The following is a 23,601-nucleotide window of genomic DNA, read 5'->3' as shown; positions in this document are numbered from 1 at the left end:
ATTGTGGGGTGGAAGAATCATAGAATAGGTGATGCGACGCACCCGACACCTGCGGAATTTAATAAACCCCCCTTGTTGGAGGCGTTGGCTTCGGTCTCTGGAATGATCTTGAGCTGCTGCAAAGCCCTGACCTATTAAATACATCCCCGCACCTTTCGGCCAGCCAGCGCTCCAGCCCCGCCGGCAAACCCAAAGCGCCAACGTCGGTAAGCAGCCCCTTGAACAAAGCCGCCGGGCCGCTGGCCGAGGGCGTGCCAAACACCACATAGCTCTGGCCCGAATGGTCGCCGTTGGGGCTGGCGCCAGGCGCGCCAATCAGAATGTCATCCAACCCGTCCCCGTTCACATCTCCCGCTCCGCTCACCGACCAGCCCGAGAGGTCACCAGCGCTCAAGAAGAGGTCACCGGCAACCCCGGCGATGCCATTGAGCGCAAAACCGTTGCCGCCATCCAGGACAGATAGTTCCAGCGCGGCGGGAAAGCCCGTATTCGTCCCAAACACCATGTAGCTCTGACCCGCCCCGCTAACACCGTTGGGATCGGCGCCAGGCGCGCCAATCACAATGTCATCGAACCCATCGCCGTTCACATCCCCCGCACCACCCACCGACCGGCCCGAGAGGTCAAAGGCCGCGATACCATTGAGCGCAAAACCGTTGCTACCATCCAGGGCGAAGCGTTCCAGCGCGGCGGGAAACCTTCCACCCGTCCCAAACACTACGTAGCTCTGGCCCGAATAGTCGCCGCTGGGGGAAGCAGTGGGCGCGCCAATCACCAGATCATCAAATCCATCCCCATTCACATCCCCCGCGCCGCTCACCGAAGAGCCTGCGTTATCATAGGCCGCGATGCCGTTGAGCGAAAAACCATTACTCCCATCCAGGGCGGATAACTCCACTGCTGCGGGAAAACCCCCGCCCGTCCCAAACACTACATAGCTCTGGCCCGAACCGCTGCCATGGGGACGAAAGGGAGGAGCAAAGGGGGAGCCGGCAGCAGGCGCGCCAATCACCAGGTCATCAAACCCATCGCCGTTCACATCCCCCGCTCCGCTCACTGACCAGCCTGAACCGTCAAAGGCCGCGATACCATTGAGCGCAAAGCCGTTACTTCCATCCAGGGCGGTGAGTTCTAGCGCGGCTGGAAAGCCCGTATTCGTCCCAAACACCACGTAGCTCTGGCCCGAACGGCTACCATTGGGGTCGGCGCTGGGCGCGCCAATTACCAGGTCATCAAACCCGTCGCCGTTCACATCTCCCGCTCCGCTTACCGAGCGGCCCGAGTGATCAGCAGCCGCAACGCCATTGATGATAAAGCCATTGCCGCCATCCAAAGTGGACAGATCCAGACTTACGGGAAAACCGCCGCTAGTCCCAAACACCACATAGCTCTGGCCCGCTCCGCTAACACCGTCGGGACTGGCATCAGGCGCGCCAATCACCAGATCATCAAATCCATCGCCGTTTATATCCCCCGCACCACTCACCGACCGGCCCGAGCCATCAAAGGCCGCGATGCCGTTGACGATAAAACCGTTACCACCATCCAAAGTGGACAGATCCAGACTTGCGGGAAATCTCCCGCTGGTCCCGAACACCACATAGCTCTGGCCTGCTCCGCTAACACCGTTGGGGCTGGCATCGGGTGCGCCAATCACCAGATCATCGAACCCATCGCCGTTCATATCCCCCGCACCACTCACCGAATCGCCCAAGGAATCACCGGGTCCGATGCCATTGAGTGCAAAGCCGTTGCTGCCATCCAGATCGGAAAGCTCCAGGCTTAGGCTCTGCCCCAGGGCCGGGTTCATCAGGCCCGCCGCCAACAACCCTCCACCCAGCACCCGGCGAAGCGCCACCGCCAAAGGCCGCGGCGCAAGGGCGCGAGGTGGATGAGTAGAGATCTGTGAATCAGAGCGGCTTGAAACGGGACGAGAAGTAAAAGTAGCTTTGTTATCGTTCATGGAAATTTCTCCTACCGGGTGGCGGCGGGAGGTCCTGCCGGTACCAGCCCGTCACTGGGGATCAGGTCGGCGGGAAGACGATCCGCGGCGGCAACGCCCGAGAGCTCCGGCAAGTCCAGCAGCGCCTTGATAATAGTCTTGGCCTGGGCAATCAGAGCGTTGGCCTCGGCCGCCGGCAGTATCCCGTATTGCCGCAGCACCCTCGCCCGCTGGATAAAACCCACCACCTTGTAGAGCGCCTTGGCTACCTCGCCCTGGGCCAGCTTCTTCTCGGCCCTTTTAAGCGGCCTGGCCAGCCAGTGTTCAAGCCCCGCCGGCAGATCTAGCGCTTCCACCTCGGCAACCAGTCCCTTGAGCAAAACCGCTGGTCCCCCCGAGGCCACCCCAAACACTACGTAGCTCTGGCCTGAATCGCCGGCACCAGGCGCATTAATCAGAAAGTCATCGACTCCATCTCCATTCACATCTCCCACCCCACTCACCGAATCACCCAAAGAGTCACCGGCCGCAATACCATTCATGATAAAACCGTTACTGCCATCCAGGGCAGAGAGATCCAGCGCCGCGGGAAACCCCCCATCCGTCCCAAACACCACATAACTCTGGCCCGACCATGTGCCGTTGGGGCTAGCGCCAGGCGCGCCAATCAAAATGTCATCGAGCCCGTCCCCGTTCACATCTCCCGCACCACTCACCGACGACCATACCGCGCCGCTGCTGGGATTAATCGGAATACCATCGATGGTAAAGCCATTACTCCCATCGAGGGTGGAGAGATCCGTCGGCAAGCCACCCCCACTTGTCCCAAATACCACATAGCTCCGGCCCGAATAGGAGCTGTAAGGAGGGACGCCAGGCGCACCAATCACAAAGTCATCGACTCCATCCCCATTTACATCCCCCGCCCCACTCACTAAAATATCGTCAGGATAATAGGATGGATCGATGAGGACTACGTTACCGAATCCACTACTGCCTCCAAATATCACGTAGGTTCCGCCGCCCACATCTACCCCTCCGTCGCCAACTAAATTGCGTATGCCGATAAGGACATCACCAAACCCATCGTTATCCACATCCCCCGCGCCGCTTACCGACAGAGCTGAATAATCATAGCGCCCGATGTTGTTGATGATAAAGCCGTTGCTGTCATCCAGGGCGGACAGTTCCACCACTGCGGGAAAACCCCCGCTGGCCCCAAACACCAGGTAGCTCTGGCCCGATTGATCACTATCGAGTCGGGCGCCATACGCGCCAATCACAATATCATCGAACCCGTCTCCATTCACATCTCCCGCCCCACTCACCGAGGAACCCGAGGAGTCGCCGGCCGCAATGCCATTGATCATAAAGCCATTGCTGCCATCCAGAGCGGAGAGTTCCAGCGTCGAGGGAAACCCTCCATTGGTTCCAAACACCACGTAGCTCTGGCCTGAATGGTCGATGTTGGGGCTGGCGCTAGGCGCGCCAATCACCAGGTCATCGAACCCGTCCCCATTCACATCCCCTGCCCCGCTCACCGAGATGCCCGAGTAGTCACCGGCTGCAATGCCGTTGATGATAAAGCCATTGCTGCCATCCAGAGCGGAGAGTTCCAGCGTCGAGGGAAACCCTCCATTGGTTCCAAACACCACGTAGCTCTGGCCCGAATTCTCGCCATTGGGGCTAGCGCTGGATGCGCCAATCACAATATCATTGAACCCGTCTCCATTCACATCTCCCGCCCCACTCACCGAGGAGCCTCTACCATTAATGGTAAAGCCGTTGCTCCCATCCAGGGTGGACAAATCCAAGCTTTTGCTCTGACTCGGGGCCGGAGCCGGGCTTAAGTCCGGGCCCGGGCTTTGCCCCAGGGCCGGACCCATCAACCCCGCCGCCAGCAACCCTCCACCCAGCACCCGGCGAAGCGCCACCGCCAAAGGCCGCGGCGCAAGGGCACGAGGTGGATGAGTAGAGCTCTGTGAATCAGAGCGGCTTGAAACGGAACAAGAAGTAAAAGTAGCTTTATTATCGTGCATGGTAGTGTCTCCTATTGAGTAGTGGCAGGAGGACCTGCCGGTACCGGCCCGTCACTGGGGATCAGGTCGGCGGGAAGAAGATCCGTGGCGGCAACACGCGAGAGCTCCGGCAAGTCCAGCAGCGCCTTGATGATAGTCTTGGCTTGGGCAATGAGGGCGTTGGCTTCGTCCGCCGGCAGTATCCCGTATTGCCGCAGCACCCTCGCCCGCTGGATAAACCCCACCACCTTGTAGAGCGCCTTGGCCACCTCGCCCTCATCCAGCTTCTTCTCGGCCCTTTTAAGCGGCCTAGCCAGCCAGTGTTCAAGCCCTGCCGGCAGATCTAGCGCTTCCACCTCGGCAATCAGCCCCTTGAGCAAAACCGCCGGACCACCGACCGAGGGTGTCCCAAATACTACGTAGCTTTGGCCCGAATTCTCGCCGTTGGGGCTGGCGCTAGGTGCGCCGAGGATGATGTCATCGACCCCATCGCCATTGACATCACCCACTCCACCTACCGAGTGGCCCAAACGGTCACCGAGCTCAGTGCCGTTGATGATAAAGCCGTTGCTACCATCCAAATCATAGGGGAGAAGTATTGCCGAGGGAAAGGTACTCGCTCCAAATACCACGTAGCTATAACCCAGCGAGTCGCCTTCAAAGGGGTAAGTACCGGGGGCGCCAACCAGAAGATCATCGAACCCGTCCCCATTCACATCCCCCGCACCGCTCACCGAAAAGCCCGTACGGGAACCGGTGAGCGTGCTGCCAAGCACAAAGCCGTTACTGCCATCCAGAGCGGAGAGATCCACCGCCGCAGGAAATCCCGCATTCGTCCCAAACACTACGTAACTCAGGCCTGAATAGCCGCTGAAACCGGCTTGGCCAATCACGATGTCATCGATCCCATCGCCATTGACATCCCCCGCCCCGCTCACCGAGAGAACTGAGAAGTCATAGACTTCAATGCCGTTGAGCACAAAGCCATTGTCGCCATCCAGATCGGAAAGCTCCAGCACGGCGGGAAACCCCGTGCTCGTGCCAAACACTACGTAGCTCCAGCTAGTGCCGGGCGCGCCGAGGATGATGTCATCGACCCCATCGCCATTGACATCCTCCGCCCCGCTCACCGACCGGCCCGAGTGATCATCAACCGCAATACCGTTGATCATAAAGCCATTGCCGCCATCCAAAGCGGACAATTCCAGCGCCGCGGGAAACCCTCCGTTGGTCCCAAATACCACGTAACTCTGGCCTGCTCTATCAACACTATTGAGGTCGGCATTGGGCGCGCCGAGGATGATGTCATCGACCCCATCGCCATTGACATCCCCCGCACCACTCACCGACCAGCCCGAGCGATCATCAACCGCAATACCGTTGAGCGCAAAACCATTGCTGCCATTCAGGGCAGACAACTCCACTGTCGCGGGAAGGCCCGCGCTGTTCCCAAATACCACGTAGCTCTGGCCCGCATTATCGCGCCCGCCGGGGTCGGCCCAGGGTGCGCCAATCACCAGGTCATCAATCCCATCCCCATTCACATCCCCCGCGCCGCTCACCGAGGAGCCCGAGCTATCACCGGCCGCAATGCCGTTGATCATAAAGCCATTGCTCCCATCCAGGGCAGAGAGATCCAGCGCCGCAGGAAACCCTCCGTTGGTTCCAAACACCACGTAGCTTTGGCCAGCGCCATTGGGGTCGGCATAAGGTGCACCAATCAGAAAGTCATCGATCCCGTCCCCATTCACATCCCCCGCTCCGCTCACTGACCAGCCCGAGCGATCACCAACTGCAATACCGTTGAGCGTAAAACCATTGCTGCCATCCAGAGTGGATAGATCCAGGCTCTTGCTCTGATTGGGGACCTGAGCCGGGCTCAAGACCGTGCCCAGGCTTTGCCCCAGGGCCGGACCCATCAGGCCCGCCGCCAGCAACCCTCCGCCCAGCACCCGGCGAAGGGCCACCGCCAAAGGCCGCAGCGCCACGGTGCGAGGCACAGCGGCGGAGAATTTCACCGTGGAATCAGGGCGACACGGAACGGGAAAAGAAGTGGGGTTAACTTGGTTGTTCATGGAAATCTCCTATTGAGTCATGAATCATGTCCATTGTTCACAGCCAACTCAGGTAGCGGAACCACGGCATACTGACGGTGGCCCCAATTGCTCATGATATGGCCCAGGAGGCCAGCCGCCGAACTTACCACGGGATGCGCCAGGTCTTTGCTAAGCAAAGCACATCATGAATCAAAAATCCATTACCAAAAGCCCCGGCGCGGTTGGGCGAACATGGCTACGGCAGCCTGAGCTAAATAGCGCTAATGCGTGGCCTCTTAGCCGCCAGCCTCTTGGCTGTTTCTCGAATCAGGATAAAATCTAATGACATGAACCATCAGATCAGCCGTGATTCGCGGGATTACTTAGAGGCATGGGCGTGGCACAATAAACTTGAATTTTGCAGGATCTCCCAGCATGGCCAATAAAAACATGAGCAAGCAAGAGACCTTTTTCAACCTCTATCATCACAATTTTATTCGCGCCACCGTGGCGGTCCCTGAGCTGCGGGTCGCTGATCCTAGCTTTAACGCCCAAAAAACAAGGGATTTGCTGGGGCAAGCCGCGGACCAGCATAGCCTGCTGGTTGCCTTCCCGGAACTGGGGCTTTCCGCCTACTCCTGTGATGATCTCTTCCAGCAACAAGCTTTATTGGCTGAATGCCAGCAGGGGCTTCGTCAAATCCTCAACTATTCCAAGCAGCTCCCCCTCATTGGCATCGTGGGCTTGCCACTGCAAGTTGAGCACTTACTGTTCAACTGCGCTGTTGTGTTTTATCGGGGCCGTCTCCTGGGGGTAGTGCCTAAAACCTATGTGCCCAATTACCGGGAGTTCTACGAGCTGCGCCAGTTTGCTCCGGCTGATTACGCCCTGCGGGAGTGCATCGATCTGTGTGACCAGAAGGAGGTGCCCTTCGGTAGCTATCTCTTGTTTCAGGTGGCGGAACAGCCTCTGCTGACTTTCCATGTCGAAATCTGCGAGGATTTGCGGTCACCCATCCCCCCTTCTTCCTATGCGGCTTTAGCCGGAGCTACGGTGATCATTAATCTTTCCGCCTCCAATATTACCGTGGGTAAAGATGATTACCGTCGCCTCCTCGCCAATAGCCAATCGAGTCGCTGTTTGGCCGCCTACCTCTACACCGCCGCCGGGACCGGGGAATCCACCACGGATCTGGCCTGGGATGGCCATGGCATGGTGTATGAGAATGGCGATTGCTTGGCCGAAACGGAACGATTCAGCTATACCTCCCAACTAGCCTCGGCCGATATCGACCTGGACCGCCTGCAACAAGATCGGATGCGTCAAAATAGCTTTGGCCAGTCTCGCGCCCGCCATCGGGATCGGCTAACGGCCTTCCGGACCATTCGTTTCTCGGCCCCTCTTCCCGCGCAGGAATCGGTGCTCCTCAAGCGAATCTATGAACGTTTTCCCTATGTTCCCAGCGATCCCATAAACCGGGATCGACGCTGCCAGGAAGTCTATGACATCCAAATCCAAGGCTTAGTCAAGCGGCTTCAAGCGGCCCACACGGATAAAGTGGTTATTGGCATCTCAGGCGGGCTGGATTCTACCCAGGCGCTTATCATCTGCGCCCGCGCAATGGATAGTATGAAGCTGCCTCGCCGCCACGTGCTAGCCTACACCATGCCTGGTTTTGCCACCAGCGAGCGAACCTTGAACCAAGCGCGGCAGTTAATGGCAGCCGTGGGGTGCCAAGCCCATGAAATCGACATTCGCCCGAGTTGCCTGCAAATGCTAAAGGACCTGGGCCATCCCTATGCCCAGGGCGAACCAGTCTATGACGTGACTTTTGAAAACGTACAGGCAGGGGAGCGCACCAGCCATCTATTCCGGCTTGCCAATTTTCATAGTGCCCTGGTGGTCGGGACCGGCGACCTAAGCGAGTTAGCGCTGGGCTGGTGCACCTATGGAGTCGGGGATCACATGTCCCATTATCATGTCAACGCTAGCGTGCCTAAGACGCTCATTCAATATCTTATAGGCTGGGTAGCGCGCAACCAATCATTAAGCCCGGAGGCCAGCGCCATTCTGGAAGAAATACGGGCAACCGACATAAGCCCGGAACTGGTTCCCCACAAAAGCAAGGAACAACCCGGCCAGCGCTCGGAAGAAGTTATCGGACCCTACGAACTCCAGGATTTTCATCTTTATTACCTCCTACGGTTCGGTTATGATCCCACTAAAGTTGCCTTTCTCGCCTGGTCTGCCTGGCACGATCGGACTTGCGGCGCCTGGCCTGGCATTCCGGAAACCCAACGCAACCAATACCCCTTGGCTGACATAAAGCGCTGGCTGGGGGTTTTTCTAAAACGGTTTTTCCAATCCAGCCAGTTCAAGCGAAGCTGTGTGCCCAATGGACCCAAGGTAGGCTCCGGAGGCTCCTTGTCGCCCCGTGGCGACTACCGTGCCCCCAGCGACAGCGAGGCCACGGCCTGGCTCACCCAACTAGAGCGGATTCCCGATGGGGAACCCCCATGGGATTCATGAAGAGGTATTATTTCATCACTTGTTGGTTACGCGCCGTCAATCTATCAATTAATCCCTGAAGTCCGTTCGCCCGGATTTCGCGGTAAAAACTTGCCCGGTAGTTGGTAACTAAGCTGACCCCTTCTACCTGCACATCATCTACTTTCCAGTTTTTTTTCTGATCGAGATAAAGATTTAACATCATATTAATGGGAGGTCTCCCCTTATCACTCTCCACCTGTACCTTCACACCGGCTCTGGTCGCCTCTGGCGGATAATTCGCGGGCAGCACCTTAATCCGCTCCTGAAGAAAATCTTGAATATCCTCTGCACTATAGCTATGTAAGGCCGTCACATAGGTCCGTACCAATAGTTGGCGAAACTGATCCGTAAAATCAGCTTTTTGTTGCTGGCTTGCCTGGCGCCAATACTTGCCCAATACTCGCTGCGACATCCGCCTAAAATTAAAATGTGGCACAATAAGTTTATCCGCCAGGCGGTAGAAATACTCCGGATTATCGGCAGGAGTGACATTTTTATCCTGTAATTCCTCTAGCACCCGCTGGGAGGTTTCCAGCACAATGTCCCGTGGTGAGGATGTGGCAGCCTGGGCACTCACACCTAACGGGACGATAAGCCCTGCTACCATGATCCATCGCACTAAAAACTGTTTTGCTCTATACTGGCACTTCATCTTATTTCCCACCTAAAAAATACTTATTAACCCTGTTAGTATTTCCATTGTCCCACCTTAACTTCTATCTAGCGAACCTTTCTGATCCCACCCTCCAACGGAGATAGCAAATTCCTTGAGACAAGGACCGCTATCCATAAAAAAAAGGCGCCTATCATTATAATAAGGCGCCCAAAACCAGGAGAACTACAGGACAAACATTGAAAGAGAGCGTTACTCAAATTTAACCAATATTAATTATTAAGCAGAAATTATGCCATTTTTATAAAACACCTTCCCAGCTACTGGGATAGACGCATGGAAAGGACGTAATTATTTGTTTTTCAAAATCTTTAAAAAAGCCGCAAGGCAATATAATTTTTTACCTCTTGCTTCCATGGCAGCCCTGCGTCAAGGATATGACGGGCCAAATCACCTATTTTTGTTACTTTGAGGGAACATCCGTCCTATTTATGTCGCTTGTTGGCTGCGGTTACACACTGTTCTCTATCGAGGAAAGCCGCTATTTTCTCTGGAATGGGTTCTAAAAGATGGGGGATAACTCCTAATAAAGGAGCAGGTAAACGTTCGCAAAGAGTTTGGATATTCTCTTTTTCCTGTAAAAGCTGGCGGGGTCCAATTCCATTGGCAATCCATCCTACAAGGGGTAAGCCGGCATGCAAAATAGCATCGGCCGTTAGCAGCGCATGATTAAGACACCCCAGGCGCAGTCCGACCACTAGTACTATGGGCAAATCTAGTAACACCGCCACATCGGCCATGGTGTGTTGACCATTAATTGGCACTGCCCAGCCACCTATCCCTTCCACCACGACCCTATCGGCAAGGGCAGCCATAGAATCAAAGGCGGTTTTTATGACGGCTGGTTGAATCTTGACCCCTTCCAGAGCGGCCGCAATATGGGGGGCAATAGGAAGGGTAAACGGATAAGGATTGACCTGCGAATAAGCCAATGATACATCCGCCTCTTGCTGGAGTAATAAGGCATCTTCATTGTACCGTCCGGTTGCCGTTTGCTTGCAACCACTTGCCACCGGTTTCATGGCCGCCACCCGAAAGCCTGCGTGTTGCAAGCAAGCAATTAAAGCAAGACTGCAACGGGTCTTACCGATTTCCGTATCAGTGCCAGTCACAAAAAAACCTTTGCCCACAGTGGAAAAATATTATTTAAGTGTTTTTAGAAGGGTCTTTAGGCGTATGAAAAGAGATGGGCACCGAGCCCTCCGATGTACGCCGCTGCAAGGTCGTGCTCCAAGCATGGCCATACACCACTTCAAAACTGGCAGGCAAGCGCCCCCCCTCCCGCCAAGTTTCATAACTTTGTGCCATCTTCCGCTGCCGTGCTCTGCCCATCAATCTCCCTTGTCGGCCCGAGCCTACTGTTTGCGCCCCCAGCCGTTTAAGATCGCCCATCAGTTTATAAACGTCAGGGTAAGTGAGCGTATAGCGTTCAACGTCCATCACCGGTTTTATAAATCTGGCCCGGACAAGTCCATCACCAATATCATGCATATCCATAAAAGGATTCACATGCCAGTAGGCATCCACCTCAGACCAAGCAGCCCGCAACTCTTTTAAAGTGTCAGGTCCAAAAGTGGTGAAAGTAAGCAATCCGCCTGGTTTTAAGACTCGCTGAAACTCGGCGAACACAGTATCGGGTGCTGGACACCATTGCAAGGTCAGATTGGAGAAAATCAAATCTACGCTGTGGTTAGCCAAAGGCAACCCCTCCGCATCACCACAGACAAAGTGATAATGATGGCGATGGAAGGGAGGCCATACCATTTTCAATATCCTCCCCAACCTTTGCGGCACGCTTTCTTTGAGCCGCTGTTGGGCTCTATGGAGCATTTCAGGCGCCAAATCCAAAGCGATAAGGCGCGCTTCTTTATAGCGGTTCAGAAGGCCCGCCGCCTGAAGACCCGTCCCCGTCCCCACATCTAATACCACAGATGGAGACAGCTTAACCCAATCCAATCGCTCCAGGAGTTGCTCTCCTACCCTTCGCTGCAAGATGGCTACTTCATCATAATGGGCGGCCGCTCGGTTAAAGGCTTTGGCTATCTGCCGCTTATCAATACCGTATTCCGAATGCAAAAATTTATTTCTCCGACGATCTTTCTTTATGCTTGCAAAAAATGGCTTACAGTGTCTTGAAATACTTGTCCATGGGAGAGAAAGGGCGCATGTCCCGCCCCTGGAATCATACAAACTTGACCCTGGGGCAAATGGGCTGACAACCAAGCACCCACGTTAGGAGGCACCAGTGGATCACGCTGTCCCATAATCGCTAAAGTGGGGCAGGCAATGGTTTCTAATTCTACCCGCAAATCACTCTCCTGAAGCAGGGCCAAACCATCTTCCAGACCCTGGGTGCATGGGCGATAAGAAGCATTGAAATGGGCTAAACGAACCTGAGCTACCCCTTTTGCCCTTTCGGCTCCGCGAGTCTGCAGCCAAACAAAACGTTTCAAAGTCTCTGCAGGATCGTGCTGAAGCGATGCTGAAAAATCCATAAACACCTTCGAAGTAACCCCATAAGGCCAGTCAGCCGCCGCTACAAAGCAAGGCGTGCTAGCTACCAGCACAAGTTTATTGACTCCCCTGGGAAAATTGATAGCCGCTTGCAAAGCCACCAACCCTCCCAGAGACCACCCCAACCAAGAAGCCTGGGATGGCGCCGCCTGTATCACCGCCTCGGCCACGGCGGCTAACCGCCGCCCGTGGGGCAACGGAGGGCTGTGGCCATGACCCGGCAGATCCACCAAGGTCAAACGGAAGCAAGCCGACAGGCGCTCCACCAGGGGAGCCCAAACCCCACTATGAAAGCCCCACCCATGGAGCATCACTAGCTCAGGACCTGCGCCGCATTGCACTACATGGAGCGGCGTCATAAGACGTGGGCCAGCGCCTCCAGCAGGCGCGCTACCTGGGCCTCGGAATGAGCCACCGTTAAAGTAATTCGCAAGCGGGCGCTTCCCTCTGGTACCGTAGGCGGGCGAATAGCCGTCACCAGTATCCCTCGTGCAAGTAAGCGCTCGCTTAGTTTAACCGCAGCCCCTGCATCCCCCACCAACAACGGCTGGATAGGGGTCGGGGAATCCATGAGCCGAAGCCCCAGCTGAGCGGCGCCTTGCCGAAATTGAGCAATCAAGCGGGTTAATTTATCCCGACGCCAGGATTCGGTTTCAATCAGCCGCAAACTGGCTAGGGTCGCCACAGCCACCGCAGAGGGCGGAGCCGTAGTATAAATATAAGTCCGCGCTTGCTGAATCAAGGTTTCAATAAGGGCCTCCTCACCGGCCACAAAAGCCCCGAAAGTGCCCAAGGCTTTGCCCAAGGTGCCCACCAAAATAGGCACCTGGGCCATTTCCAGCCCAAAATGGGCTACGCTGCCGCGCCCTTTTTCGCCCAAAACGCCCAAACCATGGGCATCATCCACCATCAGCCAGGCATCGAAACGGTCGGCAACCGCGGCTAAGGCTGGCAGAGGGGCCAGCGTCCCATCCATGCTAAAAACCCCATCCGTCACCACCAATTTGCGGCGGGCCTTGGTGGCAGTTAAAGCGACTTCGAGGGACTGACAGTCCCGGTGCCGATAGCGTTTAAAGCGGGCCCCTGCAAGCAGCCCCCCATCCAGTAAGGAGGCATGATTGAGGCGATCCTCGAAAACTGCGTCTTGGCGCCCTATTAGGGCGCTGATAACCCCAAGATTGGCCGAATAACCGGTAGAAAACAGCAAGGCCCGGGGACGCCCCACAAATACCGCCAGAGCCTCCTCCAGCGCATGATGGGCACGACTATGGCCCGTTACTAGGTGGGCTGCTCCACTGCCAACTCCGTATTTTTGGACTCCCTGCATAAAAGCAGTCCGGATTGCAGGGTGATTCGCTAGACCTAAATAGTCATTGCTGCAAAAGGCTAAAATCCGGCGGCCACCTATTTGGACTTCTGCCCCCTGGGGACCTTCCAGTACTCGCCGATAGCGGTAAAGAGACCGAGTTTGGCGCTGCCTCAGCTCCCCAGTAAGGGCCGTTTTTAAATCGGGCACCGCTCGTTTCAGCCAGAGGCTGATTCCACGTTATCAGCATCCGGCGCAGAAGTAACAGTCTGTGCCTGGGGAAACAACAACTCAAGTCCCAAACGCTCAAACAACTGCTGGTCGTGATCCGTGCTTGGATTGGGGGTCGTGAGCAGCTTTTCACCATAAAAAATGGAATTGGCTCCAGCGAGAAAACAAAGAGCCTGCAGCTCATCGCTCATGGTCTCCCGGCCTGCCGAAAGGCGCACGAAGGAGTTAGGCATCAGAATCCGGGCGCAGGCCACGGTGCGCACAAACTCAAAGGGGTCTAGCGCGGGAGTTCCAGCCAAGGGGGTACCTTCTACCTGGACCAGCCTATTAATTGGGACGCTCTCCGGGTGACGGGGCAGATTAGCTAAATTAGCCAGCAAACCCGCCCGATGAGAACGCTCCTCGCCCATTCCCACAATACCGCCACAGCATACATGAATGCCTGCCTCCCGAACTTGAGACAAAGTCTCCAGCCGATCCTGATAGGTGCGGGTGGTAATGATCTCGCCATAGAATTCCGGCGAAGTATCCAAATTATGATTGTAATAATCGAGCCCCGCAGCCTTGAGCCGTTCCGCTTGCCCTGGACCTAGCATGCCTAACGTCACGCAGGTTTCTAGCCCCAGGTCCTTTACCGCTGTAATCATCTCCGCTACCGGTTCCAGCTCCCGTTCCTTGAGCCTACGCCATGCCGCTCCCATACAAAAACGGCTTGCGCCCCGAGCCTTGGCATTCCGCGCCGCCACCAATACCTCCTCCAGGGGCAGTAAAGGTTCAGCTTTCACGGGCGTGCTATAGCGAACACTTTGGGGGCAATAGGCGCAATCTTCAGGGCATCCCCCCGTTTTAATACTGAGCAAAGTGCTCATCTGGACCTGATTAGGATTAAAGTGCTGGCGATGTGCCGTCTGCGCCCGATAAATCAGTTCTACAAACGGTAATTCAAACAAAGTCAACACCTCTGGGATGGACCAATCGTGGCGTGGACTGTCACATATTTCAGTTGCAGGAGGAAAATAGGTCATAATTAATCATTATACTCGTCAAACTGACGCTGGATTCTTGATGGAGAAGCGGTGACTGTCAACCGGGCTGCAACCTGGCTAGAAATCCTCTGGCGGGGATTGTATCCTCCCCGGTGTGCCTTATGCGGAGCACCAGGCACACCGGAGCACGATCTTTGCGCTCCCTGCCGAAGAGATTTACCTGCGCTCGGGGCTGCTTGTTCCCGCTGTGCCCGACCGCTGCCTATCGCCGGAATTTGCGGAGCTTGTCAGCAGCAGGCACCCCCCCAACATTACACTTTCAGCCCTTTCCGCTACGCTCCTCCCCTAGATTATTTGCTTTTGCAACTCAAGTTTCATGGCAAATTACATCTCGCCCCACTGCTGGGACAATTAACCGCTGAATACCTGGAACAACGGGTTCACCCTTTACCAGAGTGTATCATCCCGGTCCCCTTGCACCCTACCCGACTCCGGGAACGGGGCTTCAACCAAGCCCTGGAACTGGCGCGGCCAGTGGCCAAGCAGCTAAAAATTCCTATCCACTATAAAGCGGTCCAACGGCAGCGGAATACCGCCCGCCAATCAGAACTGCCCCGCCAGGAGCGGAAGCGTAATCTGCGCGGCGCCTTTGCGCTCAATAACACTCTGACCGCGCGCCATGTGGCCATTATGGATGATGTGCTAACTACGGGTCATACTGTGGCGGAACTCACCAAAACGCTACGCCGGGGAGGAGCGCAAATGGTTGAAGTTTGGACTTGTGCCCGAGTTCTACCCTTGTGAAGGAGCGCATGGGTGCCGACGCCCCTAGCGACGATGTTTGGCTGTGCGTGTTGATACGCACAAGCAAGGTGAAGCGGCACACGGAAAATGAGGACCAAGTTGCTTGTGTTTCGCCGAATTCGCGCTATCATTTCTTTATTGTCAGCAGCGCAACCTATCCTCGGGAGGAAGAGAGCTGAGGTACCCATTGAAGCACGAATTCTCCAAGCGGATAAATTTTGCAGGAACAACATTGAAATCAGCCATGACGAAACTTCAACAGAGCCAGCCAGCACCCTTTTTGCAGCAGGCTATCACTCCAGCAGCCGCTTCTATCTACGAGAAATCAAACGAAATCGTGGGGATAACACCCGCCCGCTACCGTGCTGACTGCACGAATACCGAAATTCACTTTGCTATTGGCGAATGCTCCCTCGGAGCAATCCTTATCGCTCAGAGCAATCGGGGCATTTGCGCCATTTTTATGGACGATGATCCCGAAAAACTTGCGCGCGACTTAAAAGAGCTATTTCCCCACGCTATCCTGATTAGTGGCGATGCCCCATTCGAGCAGTTTATCGCCAAAATAGTCGCCTTTGTTGAAGCGCCAGGTATTAGCTTAAACTTACCGCTGGATATACGCGGCACCGCATTTCAACAACGGGTTTGGCAAGCTTTACGCACGATTCCGGCCGGCTCGACCGTAAGTTATACTGATATCGCCAAGCGTATCGGTGCCCTAAAGTCAGTGCGGGCTGTAGCTCGGGCCTGCGCCGCAAACACTTTAGCGGTGGCTATTCCATGTCATAGGGTGGTCCGCAGCAATGGCAGCCTAGCCGGCTATCGCTGGGGCCTGGAGCGCAAGCGCGCCCTACTGGAAAAGGAGTCCAATGACCTTAAATTCATTCATCAATGTCAAGCAAGGTCAGTCAGTTGGAGCGTAAGGTCCTGATACTGCTTAAGGGCAGGCGTCATTACCTAGCGGGCGGATACCCAATCAATCTAACATTCGCAAAGCGGCTTAGCTGTACTCACTACAAAAGCTAAGAAGCCTTTTAAAGAGGTTTCTTCTCGCCGCTACTCCTTAAGCGGTGTGCTGGACTATGGCTTCCGCCTTGCTTTTGATTGGCCGTGGCTAACGCTGAGATGCTTGCAATTTCTATATTTTTCTCCAGTAACCCTACCGCATAGCAGGCGTTAATAAAACTCACTGCTTTTCGCTTGGCAACACCCGTATGAGTAAGAATCGAGACTAGAGTTGCCGCCTGCTTGGTCATAAAAGCAGCCAGCCGCATTTCATCCAAATCGTGTTGAAGTACGCCCAAATTAGGCCACTGTTTTAATTTAAATAAACCCTCTTCTCTCCAGCCTGGGAGGGGCCGTCCAGCGGAACCTTCAAAAGCAGCCAGCCAAATGAGACTCTGCAAAGAACAGCTTTTTATCCCGTCTTGAGCGACTTGTTGAACTAGTAAATCCTTAGTTATTGATTCAACCTGGATGCAAGATGACACACTACCGCAAAGTCTTCGTAAAGCTCTCTCACTATCCGGGTAGAAATATTCCCAACCCGCAGGTTCCACATATAGGGGAGCACTATCCTGGTACTGGAACCGTACCGACCGTTTCTCTTCTATTGCCGACAACAGCAAGCCAAGAAAATATTTTGCAGGCTCAAAACTCGGACCAGCAAGTCTTTTTCTTGGTTTGCTTTTTATAGCGGCAGAAGGAAAAGCCACTTCTCCCGCCTTCTTTTGGGATTGTCCCACCATAGCCAGTAAATCGGCTAAGTGTCGGTACCGATAAGGTTTTTTTAAATAATACTTGACCGCCTCGGTAGGCCCCCGGCGCGAGCACCATACCCGTATCGACTTTTGCGTCAAGCCTTGATTGGTATTCCAAGCAGCCCACCCAGCCTTGGTATCCACATCAAACAGCACGACATTCGCCTGGCCCTCTTCCATAAGCCTCCAACCTTCATGGGCCTGGGAATTGATGAGATCCAGCAAAGACCGCAGCGCCATGAGGTCTCTGTATTCAAATCCCTGCGTGGACAAACAATAAGAGTTATTTTTATTCACAAACTTCTCATGGGGAGCGAGCTACTTGTAGATACTATAGGGTAAGAGTCATCGACCAGTATCGCTAAAAGTTTAAACACCTACTGGAGCTGTTTCTCTCTTTCAAGCCACGGTAAATAAAGGCCCGCTTAATCTTTTCTAGACTGGGTTATAATGACTCTTTTGTCTCTCCGATCTAAAAAAAGTCCCATGGATTACTCACCGCTAACCGCTCTTTCCCCCATTGATGGCCGCTATGCCGATAAAGTGGAGGATCTTCGTCCCGTTTTCAGTGAATATGGATTGTTACGCTACCGGGTGGTGGTAGAAGTACAATGGCTGCAGTTACTAAGCGCTCACCCTGATATTGCTGAAGTTTCCCGGTTAAGCGATGAGGCTGAAGTTTTCTTAGCCGCCATTATGGACAATTTTTCAGAAACAGATGCCAAACGCATCAAGGATATTGAGGCCACGACTAACCACGATGTCAAAGCAGTAGAGTATTTTTTAAAAGAGAGAATCAAGGACCATCCGGAACTAGCATCAGTCGGCGAGTTTATTCATTTTGCATGCACTTCTGAAGATATCAATAATATGGCCTATGCCCTGATGCTCAAGGAAGCTCGGGGGAATGTGCTTCTCCCCCAAATAGAAACCTTGATCGCCACAATCCGAACCCTTGCCCATCGCTATCAGCACATCCCCATGCTCTCCCGCACCCACGGTCAGCCGGCTTCTCCGACCACGCTAGGGAAGGAAATGGCCAATTTCGCCCACCGCTTAGCGCTGCAACGCCACGCTTTAGAAAAAGTACCCCTCTATGGCAAAATGAATGGCGCAGTCGGTAATTACAACGCTCATCTCGCTGCCTATCCGGACATTGATTGGCCTTCTCTAGCCCATACCTTTGTCACCCAGCTGGGCCTCCATTGGAATCAGTATACAACCCAAATTGAACCCCATGATTATATGGCTGAACTCTTTCAAGCCATGGTGCGCTTGAATTCAGTATTGCTGGATTTTTGCCGGGATATCTGGAGCTATATTGCTTTAGGGTACTTTAAGCAAAAAGCGGTGGAAGGCGAGGTAGGTTCTTCAACCATGCCTCACAAAGTCAATCCTATCGACTTTGAAAATGCCGAAGGCAATCTGGGGATAGCGAATGCACTTTTTGAACACTTGGCCGGAAAACTGCCTATCTCCCGCTGGCAACGGGATCTATCCGATTCCACCGCGCTGCGAAATCTAGGCGTTGGCTTTGCTCACTCCCTTATCGCTTACCGCTCGGCCCTCAAGGGAATCGGCAAACTGGAGGCAGATAAAGCACGAATGGATTCTGATTTAGAAGCTAGCTGGGAAGTTCTCTCAGAGGCAATCCAAACCGTCATGCGCCGCTATGGGATACCTCAACCCTATGAGAAGCTTAAAGCCTTTACTCGAGGCCGCCCTATCGACCGAAATAGCCTCCAGGCATTCATCGAAAGCTTGGAGTTGCCGATAACAGCTAAGCAGCAGTTGCTGGCGCTGACTCCACAAACTTATATTGGCCAGGCAGCACAGCAAGCAAAAGAAGTGTAATGGTTCACCGGGAAATGACCCCCTAACCATAAGGAAAAAAGATCTTTTATCTTAGCGCTATGGCAAACATTATTTTCGGATTAATGCTCGGGCTGATCCTTTACTCCCCACTTTCCTGGAGTCAGAGTGAAGAACTCGCCATCCTCCCCTTAAAGCACCGGTTACCCGAGCAGGTGATACCTGCTTTACGCCCTTTTCTAGCCAAAGGTGGCGCTCTTCAAGCCGATAATAACCTTATTATTGTCCGCACCAATAAAGAAAATCTGGCACAGATTAAAACCATTCTGGCCCAACTTGACAAGCCGTTGCGGCAACTGTTGCTTACGGTCAAGCAGTTAAGCACCCGCGAAGCAGTACGGTTTCGCGCCGACATTGGAATGAGTCAAAGGAGAAATACCCCGGCGCCAGGACTTACCTCTCCGCGCCCTGGACGAGAAAATCCAAGCTTCTTGACCAATGAGCCTGAATGGAGAATAGGCTACTTGGCGGGAACTCGGACCCGAGATCAAGGCAGCAACACCCAGCAGGTGCGGGTAATGGAAGGGCAGACCGCACGGGTACAAGCAGGCCATTCCATTCCCATGACCAATAGGGCCTGGCTACTCCCAGGAGGAGGGCTGCTGACTCAAAACTCAGTATATTACCACGATGTGGTGAGCGGATTTGAGGTGCTTCCCCGCATCCATGGGGATGAAGTCACCCTGGATATTAGACCTTATCAAGCTAACCCAAGCAGACAGGGTGGGGGCCGTATCGCAATACAAAAGTTAGCAACACAAGTCTCGGTTCCATTAGGGCGGTGGCTGGAATTAGGTGGTGCTGATGGAAACCGTCAACAGCAGGGGCTTGGAACCTTCTACGGCACTCATTCCCGCAGCGAGGAGTTGCGCCATTTCTTTATTCGCGCGGATAAAGTGGAATAAGCAACCCGTCAGTTTAATGGGTCTGTTTTTTGAGCGCTTCAATACGCAGGCGGAGTGCATTAAGCTTAATAAAACCTTCCGCATCCTGCTGGTTATAAGCACCCGCATCGTCTTCAAAGGTAGCGATCTCAGGAGCAAATAGACTGTCAGTCTCTGACCGGCGTCCTACCACTACCACATTACCCTTATATAGCTTGAGGCGTACTGTGCCGTTGACCGTAACCTGAGACCCATCAATAAGCTGCTGCAATAAAAATCTCTCTGGAGACCACCAGTAACCATTATAAATAAGATTGGCATAACGGGGCATCAATTCATCCTTTAAGTGGGTCACTTCCCGGTCTAGGGTCAGGGACTCCAGCGCCCGGTGGGCTTTGAGCATGATGGTTCCCGCTGGGGTTTCATAACAACCGCGGGATTTCATCCCCACATAACGGTTTTCCACCAAATCCAAACGGCCAATGCCATGTTTGCTACCTAACTGATTTAAGCTCTCCAGCACTTTAGCAGGACTTAGGACTTCACCATTAATGGCAACAATATCACCACAGCGGTAATCCAGTTCCAAATAAGTAGCCTGATCAGCAGATGCCTCTGGGGAAGCCGTCCAGCGCCACATGGATTCTTCGGGCTCAAACCAGGGATCTTCCAGAGGACCTCCCTCATAGGAAATATGCAGCAGATTGGCATCCATGGAATAGGGAGAACGGGTCCCCCGCTTGCCCTCTACCGGAATACCATGAGTCTCCGCATAAGCCAGTAATTTCTCCCGCGAAGTCAGATCCCATTCTCGCCAGGGGGCAATAACTTGGATATCAGGTTGCAGAGCATAGACACCTAATTCAAAGCGTACCTGATCATTACCCTTACCGGTAGCACCATGGGCAACCGCGTCCGCACCCGTGACACTGGCAATCTCCGCCAAACGTTTGGCGATGAGAGGACGAGCAATAGAAGTACCGAGCAAATATTCTCCCTCATAGAGAGTATTAGCCCGAAACATGGGAAAAACATAATCCCGGCAGAATTCTTCGCGCAGATCCTCGATATAAATCTCCTTAACCCCTAAGGCTTCCGCCTTGGCCCGCGCCGGCGCTACCTCCTCCCCTTGGCCGATATCCGCGGTGAAGGTCACCACCTCGCAGCCATAAGTCTCCTGCAACCATTTCAAGATCACGGAGGTATCTAGTCCTCCTGAATAAGCCAACACGACTTTTTTTATTGCTGACATGGCCTCGTTTACTCCAAATAAAATATCTGAACTAAAGGAACGTTCCCTTGCTATCGCCGTTGGGTACGGCGCAAGCGCGAAAGTAAACGCCGTGCCATTTCTCCAAACATCTCGGTCTGGGTTGGATGGGGATGAATAGCGCGGGCGGTCTGCTCCAAAGTCATGTTCCCCGCTACCATCATAACCGCTTCCCCAATCAAGGTATCGGCGTGATCCGCCAAGAAATGGACCCCAATGATACGGTGACTGGCTTTGTCGGCCACTATTTTAATGAGGCCCTCGGTTTCATTATTGATCATCGCCTTGGCATCAATGCGGACAGGCATCTTCACTTCCACCGCATCCATTCCCCTTTCCTTGGCTTGGGCCACCGATAGGCCTACGAAAGCCGCTTGGGGACGGGTAAAAATCACTCCACAATCCTTCTCCAACTCATAGGCATGGGCCTCGCCTAACATGGTAGCTGCTGCTACCCGTCCTTGCTGCGCCGCAGTATGGGCCAGCATCAAACCGCCAATAACATCACCCACTGCAAAAATATGAGGTTTAGAAGTCGCACATTGGGCGTCCACTCGAATGGCACCATTTTCCGTAGCCACACCGGCTTGGTCCAAGGCCAAAGGCTCCAGATGGGGTCGTTTCCCAGTCGCCATAATGACACGGTCCACTTCCAGCCGATGGCTAGTACCCCCCCCATCAGTAAAGCTGACTTCCATAGCTCCTGGTTGGCCACTGATAGCCTGGACCCTGGCGGAGGTTTGCACTGTAAGCCGTGGATCGGCATTGAGCACGCCTGCCAGCAATTTACCCACTTCTGGCTCCACCTCGGCTAGCAACCGATCCTGGGCTTCCAATAATAGGACTTCAGTACCAAAATCCTGGAAAATTTGCGCCATTTCCACGCCAATGGCCCCGCCGCCAATCACCGCCAAGCGTTTAGGGATCTGTTCCAAGCCCCAAACTGTATCGGAGGTCAGCACTCCTCCTCCCCTCAAGCCTTCCTGTGCGCCAGGAATAGGCGGAATAAAAGGTGGCGCACCGGTGGCGATCACGGCTCCGGCAAAACTTATTTTTTGGCTTGGAGAATCCGATCCAGGTTGAGTACGGCTAAAAGGATCATCACTATTGCCTGCGGTAACAACCTCAACGTGATGCTCATCGGCAAAACGGGCATGACCCTGGATGAATTTGATTTTCATCCCCTTATCGGCTTTTAGCGCCATCTCGCCTCGGGATTGGAGCAGTTGGTGGCGAGTAGCCTTCAGTGTTTTCCAATTAAGCGCCGTGGAAGCTGTACCTTCCACTCCTAAACGGGCATCGTGGGCTCGGTCACGGATACGATCAGCCGCTGCACGCCACGTTTTGGAAGGAATACAGCCCCGCCACAGACACTCCCCTCCTGGCAGAGGAGAGTCATTAATAAGAGCAACTTTAAGACCGTGTTCGACCAATTCCCGAGCACAATCCTCTCCCCCAGGGCCTGCACCAATCACCACCACATCATAATCCCAGTCTCCTTCCAAGGGCAGGGGAGCCTTTGGTGATTGCTTGGAAGCTGGCACGGTACCACCACTGCTGCTGATCCAAGCTTCTGGGTGCTCTACCCGCTCCTTAAAGGTATTCAGAAAACGGGCGGCATCAGCACCGTTAACAATCCGATGATCGGCGGTGATGGTCACAGGCATCCCTTGGGGACCAGTGGTGGCAATCGCTAAAATAGCGGAAGTTCCTGGCGAGGGAATAGCATCAAAATAAGCTACCCCCAACATACCCATATTAGAGATAACGAAGGTGGGATTAGAATACTCTTCCGGTTTTAACCGTTTAATCCGCGCCCGTTCCACCAGATCAATCCAACTAGCATTCAGATCGGCGATATCACGCTGGGAAGCATCCCGCAGCACCGGCACCACCAGGCCCATTCCTTCCGTTGCAACCGCCAACCCCACGTCGATCTGCTCCCGTTCCAGAATTCGGTCTTCATGCTGATAGACGCTGTTAATCTTGGGGTGTTTCTCAATGGCCAGCGCCGCTGCCTTGGCCAAGACTACGGTCACCGAACTGCCCTGCTTTTTAGCTGCCGCCACAAGCCGGGAGGGGTCCACATAAACCGTCGCTCGAAACAGGGGCATGGAAAGGGAGTATTCCATATTATGGGCAATCGCCTTCTCCATACTGTCCATGGGCCGGCCCGCGCCTGGAAGTTTGAAGATACGACGGGCTACTCCCTTAGTACCCTCCTCGCTCACCACATCAGCCGCCACAATAACACCCGCCGAGCCGCTACCCTTAATGCCCGCTAAGTCAATGCCATGGGCGCCAGCAAGCTGTCTCGCGTAGGGAGTAGCACGGGTATGGCTTGGATGGGGCGCGGGGGTTGCGCCTTCCGGCATGGCCGGAATCCTGGTCTTGGGTTTAGAGGCGCCGGCAGGCTCAAACTTGGGCGGCTCATCAACCTCGGGCGCTGGCTTGGGGCTGGAATCAGCTTCGGTAGATACAACTTGTTCCGCCTCCGCTACCAAATAAGCGATAGGCTCACCGACAGCGACAACTCCATCTACGGGTAACTGAGGTCCAGAAAGATAACCTTCACGGAACACTTCCACGTCCATGATAGCTTTATCGGTTTCCACCGTTGCTACCACCGTACCACGCTCAATAAATTCGCCAATCTCTTTTTCCCAAGAAACCAACACTCCCTCGGTCATGGTATCCGAGAGCTGGGGCATCTTGATGACATAGGGCTCAGCCATAAAATCAAAACCTAATTCTA

At 54.2% G+C, this 23,601-nt stretch carries 17 protein-coding genes; 5 read left to right on the top strand and 12 right to left on the bottom strand.

Annotated features, from left to right (window positions below):
* Window positions 1–58 precede the first annotated feature (58 nt).
* From NWAT_RS04910 to NWAT_RS04900, 3 genes are read right to left on the bottom strand one after another with little or no spacing between them, the layout of a single operon-like run.
* Window positions 59–1,963 (bottom strand): integrin alpha, encoded by a 1,905-nt coding sequence (locus NWAT_RS04910; protein ID WP_013220040.1) that lies wholly within the window; start codon window positions 1,961–1,963, stop codon window positions 59–61.
* An 11-nt stretch (window positions 1,964–1,974) separates the two neighbouring features.
* Entirely contained in the window at window positions 1,975–3,981 is a 2,007-nt protein-coding gene (locus NWAT_RS04905; RefSeq protein ID WP_013220039.1) for an integrin alpha, read from the bottom strand.
* Between the two features lie 11 nt (window positions 3,982–3,992).
* Entirely contained in the window at window positions 3,993–6,035 is a 2,043-nt protein-coding gene (locus NWAT_RS04900; protein WP_013220038.1) for an integrin alpha, read from the bottom strand.
* A gap of 396 nt (window positions 6,036–6,431) precedes the next feature.
* On the opposite strand from NWAT_RS04900, the gene NWAT_RS04895 reads away from it, so the two are divergent.
* Complete coding sequence (locus NWAT_RS04895; protein ID WP_013220037.1) at window positions 6,432–8,525, top strand: NAD(+) synthase; 2,094 nt, start codon at window positions 6,432–6,434, stop codon at window positions 8,523–8,525.
* A 7-nt stretch (window positions 8,526–8,532) separates the two neighbouring features.
* Here the strand turns inward: NWAT_RS04895 and NWAT_RS04890 are convergent, their stop codons facing one another.
* From NWAT_RS04890 to bioB, 6 genes are all read right to left on the bottom strand, one after another.
* Window positions 8,533–9,198: an MlaC/ttg2D family ABC transporter substrate-binding protein gene (locus tag NWAT_RS04890; RefSeq protein ID WP_013220036.1), complete on the bottom strand. Its 666-nt coding sequence runs from the start codon at window positions 9,196–9,198 to the stop codon at window positions 8,533–8,535.
* A gap of 446 nt (window positions 9,199–9,644) precedes the next feature.
* Window positions 9,645–10,349, bottom strand: a complete 705-nt coding sequence (bioD, locus tag NWAT_RS04885; protein WP_013220035.1) for a dethiobiotin synthase — start codon at window positions 10,347–10,349, stop codon at window positions 9,645–9,647.
* 16 nt (window positions 10,350–10,365) lie between these two features.
* A complete protein-coding gene (bioC, locus tag NWAT_RS04880; protein WP_013220034.1) occupies window positions 10,366–11,295 on the bottom strand; it encodes a malonyl-ACP O-methyltransferase BioC in 930 nt (309 codons plus the stop codon).
* Between the two features lie 26 nt (window positions 11,296–11,321).
* The gene (gene bioH, locus NWAT_RS04875) at window positions 11,322–12,092 is read right to left on the bottom strand and encodes a pimeloyl-ACP methyl ester esterase BioH (RefSeq protein WP_013220033.1); all 771 of its coding nucleotides are present in this window, start codon (window positions 12,090–12,092) and stop codon (window positions 11,322–11,324) included.
* Window positions 12,089–13,249 carry an 8-amino-7-oxononanoate synthase gene (gene bioF / locus NWAT_RS04870; RefSeq protein ID WP_013220032.1) on the bottom strand — a complete coding sequence of 387 codons (1,161 nt, stop codon included), beginning with the start codon at window positions 13,247–13,249 and terminating at the stop codon, window positions 12,089–12,091. The genes bioH and bioF overlap by 4 nt, the downstream gene beginning before the upstream one ends.
* Before the next feature lie 8 nt (window positions 13,250–13,257).
* The gene (gene bioB, locus NWAT_RS04865) at window positions 13,258–14,295 is read right to left on the bottom strand and encodes a biotin synthase BioB (RefSeq protein WP_013220031.1); all 1,038 of its coding nucleotides are present in this window, start codon (window positions 14,293–14,295) and stop codon (window positions 13,258–13,260) included.
* A 51-nt stretch (window positions 14,296–14,346) separates the two neighbouring features.
* On the opposite strand from bioB, the gene NWAT_RS04860 reads away from it, so the two are divergent.
* The gene (locus NWAT_RS04860; protein WP_013220030.1) at window positions 14,347–15,060 is read left to right on the top strand and encodes a ComF family protein; all 714 of its coding nucleotides are present in this window, start codon (window positions 14,347–14,349) and stop codon (window positions 15,058–15,060) included.
* A 244-nt stretch (window positions 15,061–15,304) separates the two neighbouring features.
* The gene (locus tag NWAT_RS04855; RefSeq protein WP_083781423.1) at window positions 15,305–15,991 is read left to right on the top strand and encodes a methylated-DNA--[protein]-cysteine S-methyltransferase; all 687 of its coding nucleotides are present in this window, start codon (window positions 15,305–15,307) and stop codon (window positions 15,989–15,991) included.
* 103 nt (window positions 15,992–16,094) lie between these two features.
* Here NWAT_RS04855 and NWAT_RS04850 read toward each other — a convergent pair whose 3' ends face one another.
* Window positions 16,095–17,060 carry a hypothetical protein gene (locus NWAT_RS04850; protein WP_013220029.1) on the bottom strand — a complete coding sequence of 322 codons (966 nt, stop codon included), beginning with the start codon at window positions 17,058–17,060 and terminating at the stop codon, window positions 16,095–16,097.
* A 246-nt stretch (window positions 17,061–17,306) separates the two neighbouring features.
* Between NWAT_RS04850 and purB the strand changes: the two genes are divergently transcribed.
* Both purB and NWAT_RS04840 read left to right on the top strand, forming a co-directional pair.
* Complete coding sequence (purB, locus tag NWAT_RS04845; RefSeq protein ID WP_041350485.1) at window positions 17,307–18,674, top strand: adenylosuccinate lyase; 1,368 nt, start codon at window positions 17,307–17,309, stop codon at window positions 18,672–18,674.
* Between the two features lie 59 nt (window positions 18,675–18,733).
* Entirely contained in the window at window positions 18,734–19,597 is an 864-nt protein-coding gene (locus tag NWAT_RS04840; RefSeq protein WP_013220027.1) for a secretin N-terminal domain-containing protein, read from the top strand.
* A gap of 13 nt (window positions 19,598–19,610) precedes the next feature.
* Here NWAT_RS04840 and NWAT_RS04835 read toward each other — a convergent pair whose 3' ends face one another.
* On the bottom strand, window positions 19,611–20,828 hold the full coding sequence (locus tag NWAT_RS04835) for an argininosuccinate synthase (protein WP_013220026.1): 1,218 nt from the start codon (window positions 20,826–20,828) through the stop codon (window positions 19,611–19,613).
* A gap of 50 nt (window positions 20,829–20,878) precedes the next feature.
* The gene (locus NWAT_RS04830; protein WP_013220025.1) at window positions 20,879–23,581 is read right to left on the bottom strand and encodes an FAD-dependent oxidoreductase; all 2,703 of its coding nucleotides are present in this window, start codon (window positions 23,579–23,581) and stop codon (window positions 20,879–20,881) included.
* Between the last annotated feature and the right edge of the window lie 20 nt (window positions 23,582–23,601).

The sequence above is a fragment of the Nitrosococcus watsonii C-113 genome, from assembly GCF_000143085.1.
GTDB lineage: Bacteria > Pseudomonadota > Gammaproteobacteria > Nitrosococcales > Nitrosococcaceae > Nitrosococcus > Nitrosococcus watsonii.
Note: the sequence above shows the minus strand (reverse complement) of the source record. Positions and strands in the feature narration are given on the sequence as shown.